Annotated in this window: 20 protein-coding genes; 10 read left to right on the top strand and 10 right to left on the bottom strand. The window is 44.1% G+C overall.

What is annotated here, in order from left to right:
• On the top strand, positions 1-537 hold the full coding sequence (locus AB4Z08_RS30990; protein ID WP_441577668.1) for a 5' nucleotidase, NT5C type: 537 nt from the start codon (positions 1-3) through the stop codon (positions 535-537).
• 10 nt (positions 538-547) lie between these two features.
• Here AB4Z08_RS30990 and AB4Z08_RS30985 read toward each other — a convergent pair whose 3' ends face one another.
• Both AB4Z08_RS30985 and AB4Z08_RS30980 read right to left on the bottom strand, forming a co-directional pair.
• The gene (locus AB4Z08_RS30985) at positions 548-1,078 is read right to left on the bottom strand and encodes a helix-turn-helix domain-containing protein (RefSeq protein ID WP_441577667.1); all 531 of its coding nucleotides are present in this window, start codon (positions 1,076-1,078) and stop codon (positions 548-550) included.
• A 174-nt stretch (positions 1,079-1,252) separates the two neighbouring features.
• Complete coding sequence (locus tag AB4Z08_RS30980) at positions 1,253-1,852, bottom strand: helix-turn-helix domain-containing protein (protein WP_441577666.1); 600 nt, start codon at positions 1,850-1,852, stop codon at positions 1,253-1,255.
• A 468-nt stretch (positions 1,853-2,320) separates the two neighbouring features.
• On the opposite strand from AB4Z08_RS30980, the gene AB4Z08_RS30975 reads away from it, so the two are divergent.
• From AB4Z08_RS30975 to AB4Z08_RS30960, 4 genes are all read left to right on the top strand, one after another.
• The gene (locus AB4Z08_RS30975; protein ID WP_441577665.1) at positions 2,321-2,596 is read left to right on the top strand and encodes a hypothetical protein; all 276 of its coding nucleotides are present in this window, start codon (positions 2,321-2,323) and stop codon (positions 2,594-2,596) included.
• A 177-nt stretch (positions 2,597-2,773) separates the two neighbouring features.
• Positions 2,774-3,919, top strand: coding sequence for a hypothetical protein (locus tag AB4Z08_RS30970; RefSeq protein ID WP_441577664.1), 1,146 nt, complete (start codon positions 2,774-2,776; stop codon positions 3,917-3,919).
• Between the two features lie 112 nt (positions 3,920-4,031).
• Positions 4,032-5,945: an acetate--CoA ligase gene (gene acs / locus AB4Z08_RS30965; protein ID WP_441577663.1), complete on the top strand. Its 1,914-nt coding sequence runs from the start codon at positions 4,032-4,034 to the stop codon at positions 5,943-5,945.
• Between the two features lie 76 nt (positions 5,946-6,021).
• The gene (locus AB4Z08_RS30960; protein WP_441577662.1) at positions 6,022-6,963 is read left to right on the top strand and encodes an alpha/beta hydrolase; all 942 of its coding nucleotides are present in this window, start codon (positions 6,022-6,024) and stop codon (positions 6,961-6,963) included.
• Positions 6,964-7,137: 174 nt separating this feature from the next.
• On the opposite strand, the gene AB4Z08_RS30955 is transcribed toward AB4Z08_RS30960, so the two are convergent.
• The 6 genes from AB4Z08_RS30955 to AB4Z08_RS30930 form a co-directional block, all read right to left on the bottom strand.
• Complete coding sequence (locus tag AB4Z08_RS30955; protein WP_441577661.1) at positions 7,138-7,704, bottom strand: L,D-transpeptidase family protein; 567 nt, start codon at positions 7,702-7,704, stop codon at positions 7,138-7,140.
• 128 nt (positions 7,705-7,832) lie between these two features.
• A complete protein-coding gene (locus AB4Z08_RS30950; protein ID WP_441577660.1) occupies positions 7,833-10,772 on the bottom strand; it encodes a M16 family metallopeptidase in 2,940 nt (979 codons plus the stop codon).
• A 154-nt stretch (positions 10,773-10,926) separates the two neighbouring features.
• Positions 10,927-11,262, bottom strand: coding sequence for a hypothetical protein (locus AB4Z08_RS30945; RefSeq protein ID WP_441577659.1), 336 nt, complete (start codon positions 11,260-11,262; stop codon positions 10,927-10,929).
• Between the two features lie 32 nt (positions 11,263-11,294).
• Positions 11,295-12,239, bottom strand: coding sequence for an outer membrane beta-barrel protein (locus tag AB4Z08_RS30940; RefSeq protein WP_441577658.1), 945 nt, complete (start codon positions 12,237-12,239; stop codon positions 11,295-11,297).
• Between the two features lie 19 nt (positions 12,240-12,258).
• On the bottom strand, positions 12,259-13,332 hold the full coding sequence (locus AB4Z08_RS30935; RefSeq protein ID WP_441577657.1) for an anti-sigma factor family protein: 1,074 nt from the start codon (positions 13,330-13,332) through the stop codon (positions 12,259-12,261).
• 41 nt (positions 13,333-13,373) lie between these two features.
• Positions 13,374-13,859, bottom strand: coding sequence for an RNA polymerase sigma factor (locus AB4Z08_RS30930; protein ID WP_133807663.1), 486 nt, complete (start codon positions 13,857-13,859; stop codon positions 13,374-13,376).
• A 381-nt stretch (positions 13,860-14,240) separates the two neighbouring features.
• Between AB4Z08_RS30930 and kbl the strand changes: the two genes are divergently transcribed.
• From kbl to AB4Z08_RS30910, 4 genes are all read left to right on the top strand, one after another.
• The gene (gene kbl / locus AB4Z08_RS30925; protein ID WP_441577656.1) at positions 14,241-15,428 is read left to right on the top strand and encodes a glycine C-acetyltransferase; all 1,188 of its coding nucleotides are present in this window, start codon (positions 14,241-14,243) and stop codon (positions 15,426-15,428) included.
• A gap of 153 nt (positions 15,429-15,581) precedes the next feature.
• Entirely contained in the window at positions 15,582-16,385 is an 804-nt protein-coding gene (gene blaOXA, locus AB4Z08_RS30920; protein ID WP_441577655.1) for a class D beta-lactamase, read from the top strand.
• A gap of 352 nt (positions 16,386-16,737) precedes the next feature.
• Entirely contained in the window at positions 16,738-17,757 is a 1,020-nt protein-coding gene (locus AB4Z08_RS30915) for a VWA domain-containing protein (protein ID WP_441577654.1), read from the top strand.
• An 11-nt stretch (positions 17,758-17,768) separates the two neighbouring features.
• Positions 17,769-18,566: a tetratricopeptide repeat protein gene (locus tag AB4Z08_RS30910; protein WP_441577653.1), complete on the top strand. Its 798-nt coding sequence runs from the start codon at positions 17,769-17,771 to the stop codon at positions 18,564-18,566.
• Between the two features lie 60 nt (positions 18,567-18,626).
• On the opposite strand, the gene AB4Z08_RS30905 is transcribed toward AB4Z08_RS30910, so the two are convergent.
• Positions 18,627-19,427: a helix-turn-helix domain-containing protein gene (locus AB4Z08_RS30905; RefSeq protein WP_441577652.1), complete on the bottom strand. Its 801-nt coding sequence runs from the start codon at positions 19,425-19,427 to the stop codon at positions 18,627-18,629.
• Positions 19,428-19,528: 101 nt separating this feature from the next.
• Here AB4Z08_RS30905 and def point away from each other — a divergent pair, with 101 nt between their 5' ends.
• Complete coding sequence (gene def, locus AB4Z08_RS30900) at positions 19,529-20,050, top strand: peptide deformylase (RefSeq protein WP_441577651.1); 522 nt, start codon at positions 19,529-19,531, stop codon at positions 20,048-20,050.
• Between the two features lie 293 nt (positions 20,051-20,343).
• On the opposite strand, the gene AB4Z08_RS30895 is transcribed toward def, so the two are convergent.
• Positions 20,344-21,492, bottom strand: a complete 1,149-nt coding sequence (locus AB4Z08_RS30895; protein ID WP_441577650.1) for an efflux RND transporter periplasmic adaptor subunit — start codon at positions 21,490-21,492, stop codon at positions 20,344-20,346.
• Between the last annotated feature and the right edge of the window lie 14 nt (positions 21,493-21,506).

Raw genomic sequence — 21,506 nt, 5'->3', positions numbered from 1 at the left:
ATGGCAAGAATAGCAATCGACATGGACAATGTAATGGCAGACCTCACACAACATCTGCTGGACGTATACGCGAAAGAATATGGAGAAGTAGTGGATCCGGAGCGTTTAAATAATGTACCGGAAGGCAGCGCATTCCCGGAAGGGGTAGCTCACAAATTATTAAGTGCTCCCGGATTTTTCAGAAATATACCGGTAATGGCAGGTAGCCAGGAAGTGGTAAAGGCTTTGGCAGAAAAACATGAAGTATTCATTGTATCTGCCGCCATGGAGTTCCCTTTTTCACTGGCAGAAAAGCTGGCATGGCTGAACGAACATTTTCCTTTTATCAGCTGGCGCAATATCGTTTTCTGCGGCTCCAAAACCATTGTAGAAGCAGATTACATGATTGATGACCACGACAAAAACCTGAGTTACTTTAAAGGCACTCCCATACTGTTTACAGCACCGCATAACTTATCCCTGACGGATTACAAAAGAGTGAACAGCTGGGAAGAAGTAGCGGAATATTTTGCAGTAAGTTCAGTGGAAGCGATATAAGGCGACTGGCTTACCTRGCATTCATCTTTTTCTCCAGGGTATTCACCTTGCGGACGTACTGCTGTACTTCCATACATTTATCCAGGTAAGCCTGCTCCCAGTTAATTTGTGGTTTCCCGGCCTGCGGATCGGTAAAATATGCCGGCGCTATCAGCAATCCGGTATATAATTGCTGTAACTCGGCTTCGCTGAAACAGGTACAATCGAACCAGTCATACATTTCATTTACTGGCAACTGCAGCTGATCGGCCAGTTGTTTTACTTTTATTTTATGCTGGGCGAGATATAAAAGCAACAGTTCTCCCTGGTGCAACGAATTTTCATCCAATGAATTCCAATGATAAAAATCCGTGAAGGTAATAGGTACTGCATCCAGCAACACTTCCAGCTTTTCTCTTTTAATCACTGCCTGAGAAAAATAACGGTATAATCCCTGTGGAGTAAGTCCTGCTTTTTTAGCATAATGAAGGATAACTATTTCTTTCTGTCTTAAAATACGCCTTAACCTGGCGCCTGCATGGATATAATATGGAACTGACATGTATATTACTCCTGTTTTGGTAAAGAATTGGGGAAATCTTAAGTATACAAATGTAATATTTTTCAGTTCCTATAAAAATATTAATTCTCAAAAAAGAGCTTCATCTGTTACATTTTAAAAAAGGGTCGGGTTAAGCTATCAACAAATATCATTATAATACATTACTCCCCATTTTTAATCGGGTTGTTTGCGGCAGGCACTCAGTTCTTTCTTTGTTTGAACGAGTTCATCTCTCAGGGCAGCATGGCTTTTCAACAGTTGATTATACTCCTCCAGCTGTTTGTAATACTTCTCTCTTAACAACATCATTTCTTCACTATCGGTACTCCTGGACTCCTGGACTACGCCTGGGTTCAGGAAAGCGTCCACACTCATATCCAGTCCTTTGGATACGCGATCCAGTTCATCCGGAGAGAAGCTCTCTTTTTCAAAAAGATTATACATGGTGCGGCGGCTCATATCCAACCGGCCGGCGAGTTTACTCTTATTCAGACCTTTCTCTGCGATCACATTCTGCAGCCGGTCGCCATGGTGTATACTTTTACCATTGGTCAGCTGCATTGCGCCATTCCATCTCATAAATTCGTCCGCAGAGATGCCGATAAGGGCGCAAAAACGCTCCATAGTGGCCCTTTTCATATCACTTTTACGCAAGTGATAGTGTGCGATCTGGTTTGTAAAACCAGCCATGGCTGCGAAATCCACTATTTTAATTTTCTTCTGCTTCAAGATCTGCTTCAACCGTTGTCCCATGTGTATCAGGCTCGACTGCATCCTTTACATTTTAAATTATGATGCTACATACAGGACTGACCTGTCGTATTACCGTATAATTTAACAATTAATATTTCATTCTGTAAATAAAAATATCAATTTAACGAAAAAAATATAAGTCTGTAAACAGCCCTGGCTGATAATTACTTCGCCTAACTGTAAAGGATATACGCAAAAAAATAACGATAAATATTTATCAATTTGAACACCCAAAAACGATACTGATAATCCTATTCAAATGCCCTTCAATTATTGTGTAAAACAATAGAAGCAAAATTCGCTGAAACGCCTTACCATAGTGGGTTACATGATTTATTATTTTTTTTAAGGAAAGTAAAATTTTATAATTATAAATTGCATGATTATAAATATATTTGCTTACACTAAATGATACTTTTTACACATGTTTCAAATTGACACAATTGCATTTGTTAACCATATCCAATCATACAGAAAACAATACCCACTATGACTAAAGAACCAATAAATGTTCTCCTTGACATCCACACGCAACTTTCCGGTTTACCAGTTCGTTTCAGGGAAAGAGTATGTGAAGAATGTAACTGGAGTACCCCCACTTTCTATCGCAAAATGCGCGGAAGAGATAAGCCCAATCCAAACGAGAAAGGGAAAGTAATCCCTGCACTCAGTAATGCGGAAAAACAAAAAATCATTGAAATCATGGAAGAAGTATATGCGGCAGGCGATGAATACCTGGAGAAATACAAGAAAACTTCCAAATAACCACTGTTATATTTCATCCCCTGTCTGTAGAAGCATTTTCCGAAAAGTATGTTTGCAATAGTAAAGCCTTGTTCCCTGCCCCGGGTTTACAAGGCTTTATTATTTTAAGAGAACAATCAACTAAGTTTTTCTTTTTAAAACTAAATTCTTAGTTTTAAGGTTATAAAACGCCTTATTATGTGTCAACTCTTAACCCGCTCCCTTGGAATCATCATCCTGACCATTGCCTTTCAATCCGCAATGGGCCAGCAATCCATAGATCGTACCCAACTGATGGAATACCTGCAAAACCAGCAGTATGAAAGCGCCATCAGCTATTTACAGCCAAGGGTAAACGAAAACGATATCCCCCAATTGTCTTTGCTTGCCTATACTTATTACCTATCGGGCAAAACAAAGGATGCCGTCAGAAAATATGAGAAAGTACTGCAGCTGGATAGTAACAATGTGGTGGCCCATCAATATCTTGCCAGTATATGGATGCAGATGGAAAGTCCGCTACCCGCTATTCTTCATTACCAGGCAATCATCCGCCTCCAACCCACCAACGCCAATGCTTATAAACAGCTCAGCTTTGCCTGTTTTGCCGCACAGCAGCCGGATACCGGATTTCTATGGCTGCAAAAAGCATATGTACTCAATCCTGCTGATCCTAAAGTAACTGCACGCCTGGGCGAAGAATGGATAGACAGACAGCATTATACAACAGCAGACAGCATCCTCCGCTCCTTCCTGCAATCGGACTCCCTGCAGCCACAGGTGATTATGACCGCTGTAAGATCCGCCTGGTTCATGAAAGACTATAAGCGCTGTACTACCCTGGGAAATCAGCTCATGAATATGCATAACCTTTCTCCCAATACTTTTAGTTTCGTCTCCGCCGCCTGGTACACACTTAAACAATATCAGCAATGCATTGCCATATATGAATACCTGCGGGCCAGCAACGCACAATCAGAGAATATCATGTATTACGCAGCCATGGCATATACAGAGCTAAAAAATTATACTGCCAGCAATGATTTGTTACAACTCTGCATTGACCTCGCCACCTCTAAAAGCATGGATAGCTATTACAGCGGTAAATCGGCCAATTATGAAGGCCTCCGTCAATACAAATCTGCAGTGGCCCATCTCGATACCGCATATTATCTTTTCCACCAACCTCTTCACCAGTACCGCATTGGCCGCATTTATGAAGTGAATCTTAAAAATAAACAACAGGCTACCGTCTACTATAAACGCTTCATGAAAACAGGCAACCCCACTGATCCCAAAGAAGCGGATATTTACAAATACCTGCGATCATATGTTGAAAAATAATCTGCTTTTAACATGAATTTTTAGATTATTTCTACTAAACCACCTGCTTTTTCTTAAATTTAAACCCCGTTAGTAAAATGCTTGTACTTAACCAATAAACAATTACGGTGCTATGTCGTACCCATACCAGATCAAGAGTATTGAAGATTATCAGCAGGCTTATCAACAAAGTGTAATTGACCCGGAAGGTTTCTGGGCCAACGTTGCAGACCATTTTTACTGGCGCCGCAAGTGGGATAAGGTATTGGACTGGAATTTTAAAGACCCGGAAATCAAATGGTTTACCGGTGCTAAACTGAACATCACAGAAAACTGTCTGGATCGTCACCTGGGAACATTGGGCAATACGCCCGCTATTATCTGGGAGCCTAATGATCCGGAAGAACACCATCGCATTATCACTTACCGCGACTTATACAATAAGGTTTGCCAGTTTGCGAATGTGCTGAAGAACAATGGCGTTAAGAAAGGAGATCGTGTGTGTATATACATGGGAATGATCCCTGAACTGGCGATTTCCATACTGGCCTGCGCCCGTATAGGTGCCGTTCACTCGGTGGTGTTTGGTGGCTTCAGTGCCCAATCTATTGCAGACAGGATACAGGATGCGCAATGCAGCCTGGTAATTACCTGCGATGGCGCCTACCGCGGTGCAAAGGATATTCCATTGAAATCAGTCATGGATGATGCCCTGATGGCATGTCCATCTGTAAAAAAAGTAATTGTATGTACCCGTACCCGCACTCCGGTCAGTATGCTGAAAGGCAGAGACCTGTGGTGGGAAGATGAAATTAAACAGGTAGAAACAATGGGCAACCCGCCCTGCCCGGCTGAAGAAATGGATGCAGAAGATCTGCTCTTCATCCTCTATACTTCCGGATCTACCGGCAAACCAAAAGGCGTGGTACATACCTGTGCCGGCTACATGGTATATGCCAACTACACCTTTGTAAACACTTTCCAGTATCAGCCAGGTGAAGTATACTTCTGTACTGCCGATATTGGCTGGATCACAGGACACAGCTACATTGCCTATGGCCCGCTCAGCGCAGGCGCCACCACCCTCATGTTTGAAGGGGTGCCTACCTATCCTGATGCAGGCAGACTGTGGGAAATTGTAGATAAATTCAGGGTAAACATATTATATACTGCTCCCACTGCCATACGCAGCCTGATGAGCTTCGGCCTGGGACCCGTTAACCATAAAGATCTCAGCTCTCTCAAAAAACTGGGTAGCGTAGGCGAACCTATCAATGAGGAAGCATGGCATTGGTTTAAAGACAATATCGGTAAAGGCAGGTGCCCAATCGTAGATACCTGGTGGCAAACAGAAACCGGTGGTATTATGATCACTCCGATTGCCGGCATCACCAAAGAAAAACCAGGTTATGCCACCCTGCCACTGCCGGGTGTACAACCTATACTGGTTGATGAAAATGGTAAGGAATTACAGGGCAACGGCGTAAGCGGTAACCTCTGTATTAAGTTCCCATGGCCAGGTATGCTCCGTAGCACCTACGGCGATCATGACCGTTTCCGTAAAACGTATTTTTCTACTTACGAAAATCTCTACTTCACCGGCGATGGCTGTCTCAGAGATGAAGACGGCTACTACAGAATTACCGGCCGCGTAGATGATGTCCTCAATGTAAGCGGTCACCGTATTGGTACTGCGGAAGTAGAAAACGCCATCAACATGCACTCCGGCGTAGTGGAAAGCGCTGTAGTTGGCTATCCTCACGACATTAAAGGTCAGGGCATTTATGCTTACGTGATCATGGAAAGACTCACACATGATCTGGAACTGACTAAAAAAGATATTGCTCAAACAGTGGCCCGTATCATCGGACCTATTGCCAAACCAGATAAAATCCAGATTGTAAGCGGTTTACCTAAAACCCGTTCCGGCAAAATCATGCGCCGCATCCTGCGCAAGATTGCTGAAAACGACCTGGATAATTTAGGAGATATCTCTACCCTGCTGGATCCATCAGTAGTAGAAGAAATCAAGGTCGGCAAACTGTAAATCATTCTTAGATTTTTCGACAAGGGATGCAGGAATTTATTTCTGCATCCCTTCGTCATAAATGAATACACCCGGCATGAAACGTTTTCTCAAAAAGGCAGCCTGGACCTGTCTTTTCCTGTTCCTGTTACTGAACATTACTACAGCATTCCATGCCTGGAAATTCACTCATTTTTACGATGAAGGAGGCCGCCGTAATAAGCTGCCGGAACAAATGAGCACAGGAGAAAAAATACGCACCATCCTGTTTGGCGTTAGCATTGCCAAGTCGGTAACAACCGCTCGTCCTGCTGTTCCCTTTGAAACAGTGCTCCTGCACACAAAAAAAGGATTGCGGCTGGAAGGCTGGTGGATACCTGTTAAAGCGCCTAAAGGCACCGTCATCCTGTTTCATGGTTATAATGGCAACAAGGGTTCTCTCTTTCCGGAAGCTAATCGCTTCCGCGAACTGGGCTATAATACCTTCTTACTCGATTTCCGGGCGCATGGCAATAGTGAGGGGTATACCTGCAGTGTGGGATTTAAAGAAGCTGAAGACGTAAAACTCGCCTGGGATTATGTACAGCAAAAGAGTAGCCGGCCAATAGTATTGTGGGGCGTGAGCATGGGTGCTGCTGCCATTTTAAAGGCGGTGCCGGAGTATGCCCTCACGCCTCAAAAGCTAATCCTTCAATGCCCTTTTGCATCACTTACAGATGCCGTTAAAAGCCGTATGCGCGCTGTACACCTGCCCGCCTCCCCCCTTTCACAGATGCTTACTTTCTGGGGTGGTGTAGAGCAAGGCTTCTGGGGACCGGGCTATCAACCGGAAAGTTATGCCAGGCAAATACATATGCCCGTATTATATTTCTACGGCCAGCAGGATATCCGCGTATTACCCGGCGAAACGCAGGCCGTATTTTCAAATTTAGGTACCCGGCAGAAAAAGCTGCACGTTTTCCCCAACGCCGGCCACCAGTCCTTTTGCGGGAAAGACTCCGCTGTTTGGATGAGGGAAGTCACCGCTTTCCTGCAATAAAAAAAGCGCGCACCATACGAGTGGAGCGCGCTCTTCACAGGATCTGACCCGCCGATTTTATATTTGAGTCATGGTGCAGTAAAACTGCGCCACTAGATGCCGTATCAATTCTGTTGCTAAATTACAATGGTTGGCTGCCGTCCGGAGTCACCTGTTGAATTATCCGCAAAAATCTTACCGGCGTATCACTACTGGAGTTCCTACTTTCAGAACATCGTACAACTCATTCACATCCGCATTTTTCATGCTGATACAACCCAGGGTCCAGTTAATTCTGCCTTCTACATAATTATCCCGGATACCAGAGTTATACTCTACTCCATGAATGCCGATAGCTCCGCCAATACTGGCTTCAGCAGACACCATACCTTCAGACTGCCGTTGATGGAATTTCTGCCAGGAATCCTCATTGGGATAATCCAGCAGCATAAACCGACTCCAGCTTTTATCGACTCTTTTACTTAAAATATGGAAGGTACCTTCAGGCGTCCTGCGATCACCTTCAACTTGTTTGTCTGTTTGGTCGCGGTTACCAAATACCACCTTGTAGATTTTTCTCAACGTCACATCTTCGTATACATACAAACGATAATCGCTCTTGTCTATCAGCAGGAAAACTTTATCCGGATCAATGTTGGCAGCATTTAACCGTACACTATATAAGTCAGATTCGTTGACAAATCCACTAAGTGGCAGCAGCAACAGGATCGCTACCAACCAGTAATGACAGCACTTCTTCATAGGGAGTAATAAATATGCAATTAACGTGGAGGGATAAGAATTTATTGTTCGACAGAGTGGCATAAAAACAAAGGCACAAAGAAATAATCTCTGTGCCTTTGCCTTTTATATACTTTCAGATACAATAATTAGTAACCGAAAATTTCGTCCAGAGAAAGTTTTTTCACTTCTCCATATTTCTTCAACTCGTCTGCAGGCACCTTCTTTTCAGAGGCAACAATGCAATAAGTATATGGTTTATGAGCGATATATTGATCATGGAACTTTTTCACTTCATCAAAGTTCATTTTATCAATAGACTCATACACCTGTTTACGGATATCTGTGCTTAAGCCAAGTTTCTGCGCAGCCAGATAGCTAAAAATAATACCGTCATTGGTGATACGCTCTGTTTCGATATCCTGTTTCATGCCTTCTTTAGCGGTTTCCAGCAATTTATCAGCGCGGGGAACGTCGTTCAGCAATTCGTTCATACCCACAATCGCATCATTCATTTTATCTGCCTGGCTTCCTACGTAAGCAACTACTGAATAGCGCTCATCTTTTTTATCAGGAGATGCGTAGAACGCATAGGTAGAATAAGCCAGTGCTTTGGATTCACGGATAGTCTGGAATACAACAGATCCCATACCACCACCAAAGTAGCTGTTGAACAATGTTACCAGACCTGTTTTAGCAGGATCATATACTTCTGAGTTTCTCAACCAGTTTACTTCTGTTTGTACCATGTCGTAGTCAGCAAACAGTACCTGGTTTTTCTGCTGGTTATCTTTCACAAACTTCACGGCGGATGGTGCTACTTTGAAGGTAGCAGGCAGGGTGTGCAGCTTCTTCACATCGGCAGCAGCAGCAGTCAGTGACTGAGGTCCCCAATAGATCACGCTGTGTTTGTAGGTAGGCAGTTCGTGCAAAATGTTGGTCAGCTCGGTAGCTGTAATGCCGTCCAGGTCTGCCTGGCTTAACTGGTTGTTAAACGGATTTTTAGCACCGTACATGGCATAGTTTACCACACCTTTCATGATCGCACCCTTATTCAGTTTGTTATCTGCGCGGGCTTTCTGCAAGCGGCCTTTCAGAGCAGCCAGTGCTTCTTCATTCGGTTTGCAGTTAGCGATTACATGTTCAAACAAAGTTACTGCCTGATCAAAATTCTCCTGTAAACCACTGATGGTGATAGTCGTATTTTCAGTGGTAGCAGCTACGCTGAAGTTGCAGGCAATATTGTAGAATTCTTTACTGATCTGCTCAGAAGTATATTTATCTGTGCTCAGGAATTGCAGGTATTGTGCTGCCAGCGGGAGTTTCTTGTCATTCCAGCTACCCATATCGAAACGATAGTACAGGCGGAAAAGACCATTGTCTTTATTCTGCACGTACATCATTTCGGTGTTACCCAGAGATGTTTTCTGGATATCTTTTTCGTAATCCAGCCATTGTGGTTTCACTGGAGTAGCAGGCATAGCGGCAATCTTCTGCAGGAAAGCAGATTGTGCTTCTCTGTTTACTTCTACCGGCGTGATCACAGGCTTTTCTACTTTCTGGATGTTTTTGTCTTCGCCTTTACGTTTGTAGACAATCACATAATTATCACTGAGGTATTTATTGGCGTAGTCAACGAGCTGTTTTTTAGTAACCGTGCCCATATCATCTACGTAAGCCACATCATAAGCCCAGTTCTGGCCTCTGCTTTTAATGAAGCCATCCATTAGTGAGGTAGCGCGGTTGTTATTGCTTTCCAGGCCCTGTAATTCGCTCAGTTTAGCATTGTTAACGATCGCTTTCACCAGGGTTTCATCAAAGTCTCCTTTTTTCAGGATAGCAAGTTGACCCAGCAACAGTGCTTTCACTTCTTCCAGGGTTTGACCTTGTTTGGCTTTACCGCTCAGGGAGAAAATGGAATAATCTTTCAGTCCCATTACACCTGCGCTGGCGTTCAGTACTTTCTGTTGTTTGTTGATGTTCAGATCCAGTAAACCGGCTTTACCATTTTCCAGGATAGCGGACATTACACCCAGCACCAGGTTAGATTTGGTATCGAGGGCGCCTGGCATTCTGAAAACGATATCTACGCTTTCTGCGTCAGGACCGAATACTTCTTTTACGATAGGTGCTTTAATCGGAGCTTCCGGAGCAGGCTTGTATTCCTTTACCGGCTTAGCTTTCATGTAGCTGAATTTGTCATCGATGGATTTGATCACGTAGTCAGGATCAAAATCACCTGCCATTACTACTGCCATGTTATTTGGCACGTAGTATTCGTTGTAGAACTGGCGGATGGCTTTCAGGTTTGGATTTTTAAGATGTTCTACGGTACCGATGGTAGATTGCTGACCGTAGTTGTGGGTAGGAAACAGGGCAGCAAGCATGGTTTCATACACTTTGCGGCCATCGTTATCCAGTCCGCGGTTCTTTTCTTCGTATACGGCTTCCAGTTCTGTATGGAACAGGCGGAAAACAGGATCGCGGAAACGTTCTGCCTGAACGGTCAGGTATTTATCGATCGCGCTGGAAGGAATATCTTCTTCGTAGATCGTTTCCTCTACCCAGGTGTGGGCATTGGTACCCTGAGCGCCCATACCGGACATCAGTTTGTCATATTCATTAGCAATAGCGTATTTAGCGGCAACGCCGGAAACACTGTCTATTTCATGATAAACGGCTTTACGGGCAGCAGGATCAACGGTTTTATTGTATTTATCATACAAATCGGAGACCTGATCTATCAATGGTTTTTCCTTCGCCCAGTCGAGGGAACCATATTGCTGGGTACCTTTAAAGAGCAGGTGCTCCAGGTAGTGGGCCAGACCTGTATGATCTTTGGGATCATTATCACTGCCGGCACGGGTGCCTATCAGTGTCTGGATGCGGGGATCTTTTTTATTGACACTCAGGATAACTGTCAGACCGTTTTTCAATGTGTAAAAACGTGCCTTCATGGGATCATTGGAGATATACCTGTAGGTGTAACCGCCTGAAGTTGCCTCCTTCCATTGGTATTTCCCCTGAGCTCCTGCCGTTTTCAGAGAGCAGGCAAACAGGAATAGTAATACGACTCTTTTAAGACTCATACAATAGTTGGTTTTTTGAAATTATTCTGTCAAATATACCGGAAGTGGAAAATAAATAAGGGGAAAAAGGGGGAGAATTGTATGAGCGGTAGATGCACAGGGATAACAACCGATTGTCCAACCAGTAGTAATCTTAACAAGACAGGTAATTTAATCAGGGAGTGGTATTATTATATATCGAATATTGTCCTTTTACCACCGCCAGGTTAAACAACAGTGAGTCAGTTGTTTTATTGGCAATACCCGTTTGCTTTTTTGTCCGGAGCTTATTTCTGGGGCGTACCACCGGTGAAGACATCGGGGCACTCGTTACCTGTGAAATATAGTGTGCCGGGATATTATCGGGTAATATGGCCACAGGCAGCTGCTGTAGCTGATTATCGGGAGTTAGACTATTTTTCTCGATTCGAACGCCTAACAAACGCTTTTCACAGGAGTGAATCCATGCAATACAACCAATACATGTCATCAGAGCAACAAAAGAACGCATAAACACAATTTAGGACTGGCTAGCTAATAAACTTAGAACCCATTCAACCGGATACCGATTGAAAAGGGATATTGTTGTAACCCGTAATCATGTAATGCCGTCAGGGCAAAATTTGCATACAACTTCACAGGACCGTAGCCCAATTCACTGGTTAACCCAAAACGCCATTTATTCAGATTAAAGTCATCAGTTTTTCTCACTTTACCTCTCTCCTCACTTACTTGCTTTGTTCTGGATTTAAGTAGATAACCACCGGAGACACCAATGCTCGCCTGGAATGCACGACTCGGGCGAGCGGGGTTAGAATTAAAGTTAAGCATTACCGGCACTGATATGTATTCGGCAAATAGCTTATTCTTTGAAAACTCTACGGAATCTCTGATTATTTGTGTAGGATACCCCGGCAAATATGTGACGCTCCGGGCATACCTATAGTTATTCATCTCTAATCCTAAAGCATATAACAAGTTAAGCTTGTGTTTTGTTATATTAAGTCGCTGCTCAAATATCCATATATTAAAATTGATTGATTTCCCGGTGATTAGCTTGAATTCTGATGGTGTTAATGGCTCGCTTGCGTCCCTGGGGGCGAATGTGGCCAATCCAGCGGCAGTGTAATTGTATTGTTTGGCCACCGGAGACGCTATGGCGCCGTTATAATATTGGCTGCTGTTGGGGTAGTAGCTGATAAAGCTGGCGCCGTTATAGTCGCTGCGGTCAATATAGTTATTGAATCCAAGGTCGAATACGAACCATTTGGTTTGCAGGTTCTTTTTCAGCTTCTGCCGGGCATAAGCGGTATCGCTATAAAATTTATAGCTGGTGCGGCCTTTGTCATTCTTTCCTTTGATAATGATCAGTCCTTTGATCTGTATAGTATCTGGAGTGGCTGGAGCATTCTTTGTATCCGCCTTTTGCGCATGAGCCCATTCGCCACATAATACCAGTAACAAAATGAGTAAAATTTTATGCTTCATATGCTATCACCATGATTTATTATTTATTCCTTTTACGGGAAAAAAACTTAGCTACGTTGGTTACTTTATCAAGGATTTTGCTGTCACTACCGCTTACGGACATGATCAGTTCTCCCTGAATACCCGGTTGGGCGGTTACAGGGGCTACCTTATTATTGCTGACGGTGGCAGTTGATGCCATGACCGTTTCTTTATTGGCTTCTGGTTTTACAGCAGCGATATGTGCATTTTCCGCCTGTTGCAGATGTTGTTCCACCACTTCATCCATTGAATTACGCTGAGGAGGCAACTGCGACATTACTGGTGCATCTGCTTTGGGAGCAGTGGTATTGGCGGCGGCCAGATCGGTTGTTTTAACCGGAGCTGCTGCAGTGGTTACCGGTTTCTTTTCGTGGGTGGTAGCCGTTTTATTACTTTTTGCCGACAGCGGCTGATCGTTCCGCGGGCTTGCAGCAGCTGGTATGGCTACTGGCGCAGCGGCAACTTCAGGTACTGTAGTAGCAGGGGCCGGCGCGGGTGTTGTTTTGGGTGCGGTAACGGCACCAGGCGTATTAACAGCAAATGCTGGCGGACGTTGAGAATGATGGTCTGCCGGTAACAGCCAGATAATAAGGCCGGCCATTACAGCCGCAGCCGCTACTCCCCATCCTATACGGCGATACATCGGAGCAACCCGGTGTTTCTTACTTCTGTATAGAGATGCTTTATCTCCAAATACCAGGGTGGTATCCGGTGTTAATTTTGTTGCCTGCAGGAGAGACAGTTCCTTTTGAGCAGCCGGCCGTTGAGCCAGGTACATCTGTAAGGTTTGTTCTTCTTCAGGAGTAAGTTCCCCATCAATATAACTCAGCATTAACTCCTCATAATCAATGGTATCCACTGATGAAGTTCTGTATAAGGCAGCTTTATTATCAAATACGATTGTTTCATCCGGTACTACGCGCACGCCTTCCAGCAGCTCCAGTTCCTGTTTGAACTGGGGATGTTTTTGCAGGAAAAGCTCCAGCGCCGCTTGTTCTGCCTCATTCAGCTCACCATCGATGTAGCTGAGGAGATAGGACTCGTAGTTTGATATGTTAATCTCTATTGACAAAAATCTAATTTATTATTAACGCTTTAGCAATTATAAAAATATTATATAACATTCTCCATCTTTACCAGGTAATTCTTCAGATGTATCCTGGCCCGATGCAGGTAAACTTTTACCTGGGAAGGATTCAGGTTCATCATCTCTCCTATTTCTTCATAGGAATATCCCTCATAATCCTTTAGCAGTACCAGGGAACGCTGTACCTCACTGAGTTTGGATAGCGCTTTTTCTATGACTTCCTTCGCGTTATGTATCTTATGATCCGAGACTTTCTCTTCGTCTTTGAACTGGTCAACCAATGTGATCCGCTTTACCTTACGCACATGATCTATCATATTGTGGTAGCCGACTGTGAACAGGTATGACTTAGCCTTTTCAAAAGGCACATCCTGACAGTGCTTCCACAATATTTCGAATGAATTCTGTACTACGTCTCTGGCATCTTCCGCATGCTCCAGATTTTTAACGATAAAGCGGAATAAATTGTCCGAATACAGATCCACGCATTTATTGTACTCCTTTTCCGTCATTCCGGTGGTGCGGGATTTTAGTGCTAAGTTCCGACAAAAACTTTAATACCCATCATTGACAACATCCATCCTTGTTACCCACACCAGCTCTAAAGTCTGTAAAGTCGCCCGCACAGTTGTAGTAACAGTTCCTTTCAAACTGATCATCAATCCTTTATTCAGTATACTCTTTTAGCATTTCTCATTTAAAGGCTGACAGCTCAGTTATTCACTTCATGGCATTTATAATCATGATAGTACTATGACGGAGTGCAACGGGTAAATGTTACACCTGGGTCAAACTTTTTGGATATCCGGTCGTTTGTCATGTGGGCGATAAATAATCGTAATACATTTATTGCCCATAACTTTGGTACATCGAATTTAAATATTGCAATTTTTATGAATGAAAAGTTTATAACCCGTTTACGGGAAGAACTCGGCGATATCAACAAAGCCGGCTTGTACAAGAGAGAGCGCATTATTACATCTGAGCAGGGGGCTGAAATACAGGTTGGAGGCAATACAGTACTTAATTTTTGTGCCAATAACTACCTGGGGTTATCTTCTCACCCGGCCGTAGTGAAGGCTGCCAAAGATGCTATTGATACGCATGGATATGGGATGAGCAGTGTCCGCTTTATTTGCGGCACACAGGATATTCACCGCGAGCTGGAGGAAAAAATCTCCAAATTCCTGGGTACAGAAGATACTATTTTATATGTAGCGGCATTTGATGCCAATGGTGGCGTATTTGAGCCATTATTCAATGAGCAGGATGCTATTATCTCTGATGCGTTAAACCACGCGTCTATCATTGACGGGGTACGCTTGTGCAAAGCCCAGCGTTTCCGTTATGAGCATAACAATATGGCCGACCTGGAAGCAAAGCTGCAGGAAGCTAAAGACTGCCGTAGCCGCATCATTGTTACAGATGGTTCATTCAGTATGGACGGTACCATTGCCCAGCTGGATAAAATCTGTGACCTGGCAGATAAATACAATGCCATTGTGATGTCCGATGAAAGCCATTCTTCCGGCTTCCTCGGCAAAACAGGCCGTGGTACGCACGAATACCGTGGCGTAATGGGCCGTGTAGATATCATCACAGGCACCCTCGGTAAAGCCCTGGGGGGTGCTTCCGGTGGTTTCACCAGCGGTCCTAAAGAAGTAATTGACATTCTGCGTCAACGCAGCCGTCCTTACCTCTTCTCTAACTCAGTGGCTCCCAGCATTGTAGGCGCTTCTATTGCCGTACTCGACATGCTGAGCGAAACAACGGAGCTCCGCGATAAACTGGAATACAATACCAAATACTTCCGTACCAAAATGACGGAAGCAGGCTTCGATATTAAACCCGGCGATCACCCTATTGTTCCGGTAATGCTGTATGATGCAGTATTAAGTGCACAATTTGCAGATAAATTACTGCAGGAAGGTATCTACGTCATTGGATTCTTCTTCCCGGTTGTACCAAAAGGTCAGGCCCGTATCCGCGTACAGCTGAGCGCCGGTCATGAACAGGCACATCTCGACAGGGCCATTGCCGCCTTTACCAAAGTGGGCAAGGAACTGGGCGTAATTAAATAGCGCAAAAAACATAAGGCATAAAGCAAAAAGCCATTGAAGCGAATACCATAGCGGATAATAAACTAATGTTCCGCCTATATCATTCGCTTCAATGGCTTTTTGCTTTACGCTCTTTTGGCTACTTTTGCCCCTTATAATTTAATCTTTATGCTGATGAAACGATTTGGCTGGATGTTATTGGCAATAGGCTTGTCCCTTGCTGCCTGCGCACCGAATAATGTAAAAGAAGAGAATAGCTGGGAGAAATATTTTGCCCAATACAAAGTGGAAGGCACTTTTATGTTGTTCAATAACAGCCAGGGGGAGTTTAAAGTATATAACCTGGAAAGGGCTAAAAAACGTTTTCTGCCTGCATCTACCTTCAAAATATTCAATGCCCTGGTAGGATTACATACCGGCGTCATTAAAGACACCAGCATGGTCATTCCCTGGGACGGTGTTACCCGTCAGATTCCTGCCTGGAATCAGGATCTCAGCATGGCCCAGGCTTTTAAACAGTCTGCCGTACCTTATTTCCAGGAAGTAGCCCGCCGCATTGGTCAACCTACCATGCAGCTGTGGCTGGACTCTATCAAATACGGTAACATGAAAATCAGCCGTTTAGATACTTTCTGGCTGGATAATTCCCTCCAGATATCACCGGATGAGGAATTGGGTTTTGTGAAGAAGCTGTACTTTGATCAGTTGCCCTTTGCGAAAACAACCATGAAAACCGTACGTGACGTGATGCTCATGGAAAAAACACCAAAATATGAACTGTCTTACAAAACAGGGTTGGGCAATAACGATGCGAAGAAAATAGGTTGGATAGTAGGCTGGATCGAAGAAAACAGGCATCCCTGCTTCTTTGTACTGAATATTGAAACAGAGGACTCCAACATCGACATTCCTAAAGTTCGCATGGAAATACTGCGCAATATCCTCACAGATGCAGGCTATTTCAAAGGCGAAATGTAATTTTTGTCATCCGGCGATGGGGAGATGAGCGAATCCCCTACCAGGAGCCATCTCCCCATCACCGGATAAATCTCTCCCCCACATCAAGTCCACCTCTCCTCCGCATCAAGTCCACCTCAAGTCCACATCAAGTCCACCTCAAAGGCGGGTCTAAGGCGGGTCTAAGCCTGCTTTGAAACAGGCTCCTGCTACATTTAAAGCGCACCCAACCTTGCAAAAGTGAGTTCCAATAACAAGTGATCGTTAAAAAAACGATAAAACCCCACCTCAACGGCTTGCAATACGTGACAAAAAAATTATTTTTGATATCTTACCTGGTTTACTACCGGTAACGGATATCTTAAAATCGAATATGTTACGATTTCAGCATAGTGAATATTTATGGGCATTGGTGCTCCTGTTAGTCTTACAGGTGGCCTTCCTGGGTGTATCCTGGTGGAAACGCCGTTCTATACGCCGTATTGGAGACCAGGCACTGGTAGAAAAGCTTTTTACCGGTTATTCCCGCAAACTGTTTGTATTAAAGTTCCTGCTTATTTTCCTCGCCTTCTTTTTTGGCGTGGTGGGGCTTGCTAACCTCCAGAAGGGTAGCCGCATGGAAAAGATTACCCGCAAAGGAGTGGATGTAATGATTGCACTGGATGTAAGTAAAAGTATGCTCGCCACCGATGTACAGCCAGATCGCCTTACCCGTGCACGCCAGCTGATCAGCAAATTAATGGATAAGCTGGACAACGACCGTGTAGGCCTGGTAGTATTTGCAGGCAATGCTTATCTGCAAATGCCGCTGACAGTAGATTATTCCGCTGCCAAAATGTATCTCAGTACTGTATCTCCGGATATGATACCTTCACAGGGTACCGCCATCGGACAAGCCATACAGGTATCTGATGACGCTTTCAATAAAAAAGAACGTAAACATAAAGCCCTGATCATTATCTCCGATGGGGAAGATCATGACGAAACAGCCATACAACGGACTAAAGCCGCCTTCGAAAACGGCGCGGTAACTAATACCATCGGCATTGGATCGGTATCTGGTTCTCCCCTCCCCGACCCGGAAACAGGCGGTTATAAAAAAGACCGGGAAGGAAATACCGTTATCTCCAAGCTGAATGAAAACGAACTCAGATCTATTGCCGCTGCCGGTAAAGGCATTTATCAGCACCTGGACAATAATACAGACGATGTGGTGAATACACTGGTGAGTAAAATAGACAGCATGGAACAGAAAGAGTTTGGCGAAAATGTATTCACAGATTACAATAGTTATTTTCAATATTTCCTGGGCATATGCCTGGCATTGCTGCTGATTGAATTTTTTATCCCTGAAGTACGTTTTAAACGTACAGCAGAAACACCCGCAGCTTAATACAACGGCTCATGAAAATTATTTTTATAAAATATTGTTTTATTACCACGGTAGCGCTGCTCTCCGGTGCCAGCCTGTTTGCTCAAAACGGCACCAATCAGTATATCCGCAAAGGGAACGAGTTGTATAAAAAACAACAATTCACCGATGCTGAAGCCAATTACAAAAAAGCACTGGAACAAAATGCCCAGTCTGCGATAGGTAATTATAACCTGGGGAATTCCCTGTATCAGCAGAAACGCTACGATGATGCCCGTAAACAATATGCCAACACCCTGAAACTGGGCGATAAGCCAGGCATAAAATCGGATGCTGACTACAACATCGGCAACACCTTTATGGAAGATAAAAAGTGGGAAGAAAGTATCAAATCCTACAAACAAGCCCTCAAAATAAATCCTTCCGACGAAGATGCCCGCTATAACCTGGCTTATGCACAAGCAATGCTGAAAAAGCAACAACAAGGCGGTGGTGGTGATGACAAGAAAGATAACAAGGATAAAAACAAAGACAAGAATAAGAACGACAAGAACAAAGACCAGGATAAAAATAAAGATCAGAACAAAGACCAACAGAATAAAGACAAGGACAAGGACAAAAATAAAGACCAGAACAAGGACCAGCAGAATAAAGATAAAGATCAGGGCAAAGACAAAGAAGATCAGCAGAAACCAGAGCCACAGCCCAGCAAAATGAGCAAGCAGGAAGCAGAACGTTTACTGCAGGCATTATCACAGGAAGAAAAGAAATTACAGGATAAAGCGAAGAAAGTGAAGGGTCAACCGGTGTCTAACGAAAAAGACTGGTAAGCATTTCATCCCTCATTATACATTAACGTCCAAAAGTAAGTCCGCTTGCTTTTGGATGTTTTATTTAGCGGCAGATGGCAACATTCCGGTATACTTCTTATAAGCTTTTATAAAGTGATTCTGATCATAGTACCCGTTATCCAGCGCGATGCCTGTGAGTGGTTGTGCCCCATGCTGTACATCAGACCAGGCATGAAGGAAACGGATATTGCTGATATAATGTTTTGGCGTAACACCGGTAGATATACGAAAGCTCCGCTCCAGCCATTTGTAATTTACCTTTAGCGATGTACATATATCAGACACCGCAATTTTGCCCTGGGACTCCCTGATAATATTCGCTGCTGCCTGCAAAAGAAAGTTGCCGGTAATATCATCCGGCAGCTGTTGCACCAGGAACGCATTTAACAGCATCGCCTGCTCCTGTGGAGAAGCGGATTTTCGTATAGCCGTTAACAGCGGGAGTAAGGTGGCAGGAAGTTCCATGATGGGTGATGATACCTTCACAGACCGCGCCAGTAATGGCTTCAGGTATGCCCAGCCATCTGCCGTAAACTTAACTACCAGCAACTGCGTACCGGCTGGCATCTCCCCGAAATAGGTATTTTCAAGGGTACCATTGCAAAAGCATCCATCACTGATTACCTTTTCATACTGACCGGTAAGTTTTATACTCCCGGCATTCAGTAAAAATACCAATGCTGGCTGGCCATCTATGGCAGCCCATACTTTCCTGTTATGCAAATGGGTATACCAGCAATAACATTCCACTGCATGCAACAGTGCAGTGGCGGGTTGCAGCACCTGTACCCCAGCTGATGCGTGATGACAAATAATATGTGCAAGAATATCTACCGGCATGGTTATTTAAAATTACAGCTAAATTTATTATCCCCTTTTACAAGTGTCTAAAATTTACTATCCCCGCGCAACGGTTGCTCCTTTCTTTGCAGAAAAGAAATATGATACTACCTATCATTGCATATGGAGCAGCTATTTTAAGACAGCCCTGCCAGGAAATAACCGCAGCAACAGCGGGGATCAATGAGCTGATAAAAAGCATGTGGCATACCCTGGAACATGCTAAAGGAGCTGGTTTGGCCGCACCTCAGGTAAATAAGCCTTACCGGATTTTTCTTATTTCCATGGAAACATTCAAGGGCACTTTCATTAATCCACGCATAGTGAGTTATAGTAACGAAACCATGCTGGATACCGAAGGTTGTTTGAGTATACCGGGTATCTGGGAAGAAGTTGCACGTGCGGCAGACATTACGCTGGAGTATCAGGACGAACATTTCATTTCACATACCCATGCTTTCAGTGGAAATATAGCCAGGGCTATTCAACATGAATATGATCACCTAAATGGAAAATTATACCTGGATTATCTTTCTCCATTACGCAAAACATTGTTGAAACATAAGCTAAAGGCTATTGCGAAAGGAAAAACAAAAGCGCCATATCCATTGAGGGTATTGTAGCCCGGGCATAAAAAAACCGGAACAAGAGTATTCCGGCCGTTTTACCTAAACCTACATTGTTACACGATGGCAACAATTCTCTTTCGTGTTTTAAAGCAACAGCGCCCCCTTTACGGAAGCGCTGTAATGCCCATTCATCGCGAAGTAATTTGCCTGCTTCTTCTCTTTTTTTACACTACTGTATATAGGCCGATTAATTGATTCTTCATCACTCGATTCATTTAACCTTTTATCTGATTCCTTAGCCAGTTCGATTCTTAATTCCGCAAATTACTTCCTCCTTTAAACACACATTATTTTGCAACTGCCTGTAAGGCTGTTCCTTCTTTTATTTCATCGCTGCCGTTTTGTACCAGCTGATCATTGTCTGATAAATCACCAAAGACTTCTACCTGTCCGTTAGATTCATTGCCACACTTCACTGGTATCCACACCGCTTTGTTATTTACTGATTTGATCACAAATACTTTCTCTGAATTAGTGATGATGGCGGATTTCGGCACTACGTACACATCTTTCTTACCGGGCATGGGCATTTGTACTTCTGCATACATACCGGGCAGGAGTTTTGCGTTTTTATTGGCCACATCCATTTCCAGTATTTCTGAGCGGAGCTTTACATCCAGGCTACCGGCAATACGGTTTACTTTGGCGGTAAAAGTATCTCCCGGTAAGGATTTCACGGTGAAACGAACATCTCCCGCGTGGGCTGCTTCGTCTGTATATATTTCAGGTACGGCAACGGACAAACGCAGTTTCTGCTGTTCTTCCAGACGGAACAATGGCCTGTCAGAACCTTTACCAGCCGGACCTACATAGGTGCCCGGATGCACGTTACGCTGACTGATAACACCGCTGAATGGTGCCCGGATCACGAGATAGCCCAACATCTGTTGTACTTCATGATAGGAAGACCGGGAGGATAATAACTCTGCGCTGTCTGCACTCATTTTCTCAAAAGCCATATCCAGGTCGTTGGGGGAAATGGTACCGGGCACTTTACTCGTTTTCAGTAAACGCTCGTAGGTAGCACGGCTGGCGCGGAACATCGCTTCTTTGGTATGGAGGCGTGACTGCGCTTCCAGCAATTGTGTATTCATTTCAGGTGCGTCCAGTGTAGCCAGCACCTGGCCGGCGAGTACCTGGCTTCCCAGATCTACATTCACATTTTTCACATAACTATTCACCTTTGCATACAGGTCGGCAAACTGGAAAGGCTTTATTTCTCCCGGTAACCTGAGAGACGCATCCAGCTGGCTTTTCTGGAGGTGAATAATTTTCACATGTACACTTTGATTCTCCGAAGTATTTTCATCATCTGCCCGGGAACTGTGGCAGGAAGCAAAAAACAGCCCTATTGGTAACAACGCAGCAGCCGTCATGACCCGATACGACAGGCTGTATTTATTTATATTCATGATATTGATATGTCGTTTAGTCATTATAGTTATATACT

It is taken from the genome of Chitinophaga sp. RAB17 (assembly GCF_052114225.1).
Taxonomy (GTDB): domain Bacteria; phylum Bacteroidota; class Bacteroidia; order Chitinophagales; family Chitinophagaceae; genus Chitinophaga.
Note: the sequence above shows the minus strand (reverse complement) of the source record. Positions and strands in the feature narration are given on the sequence as shown.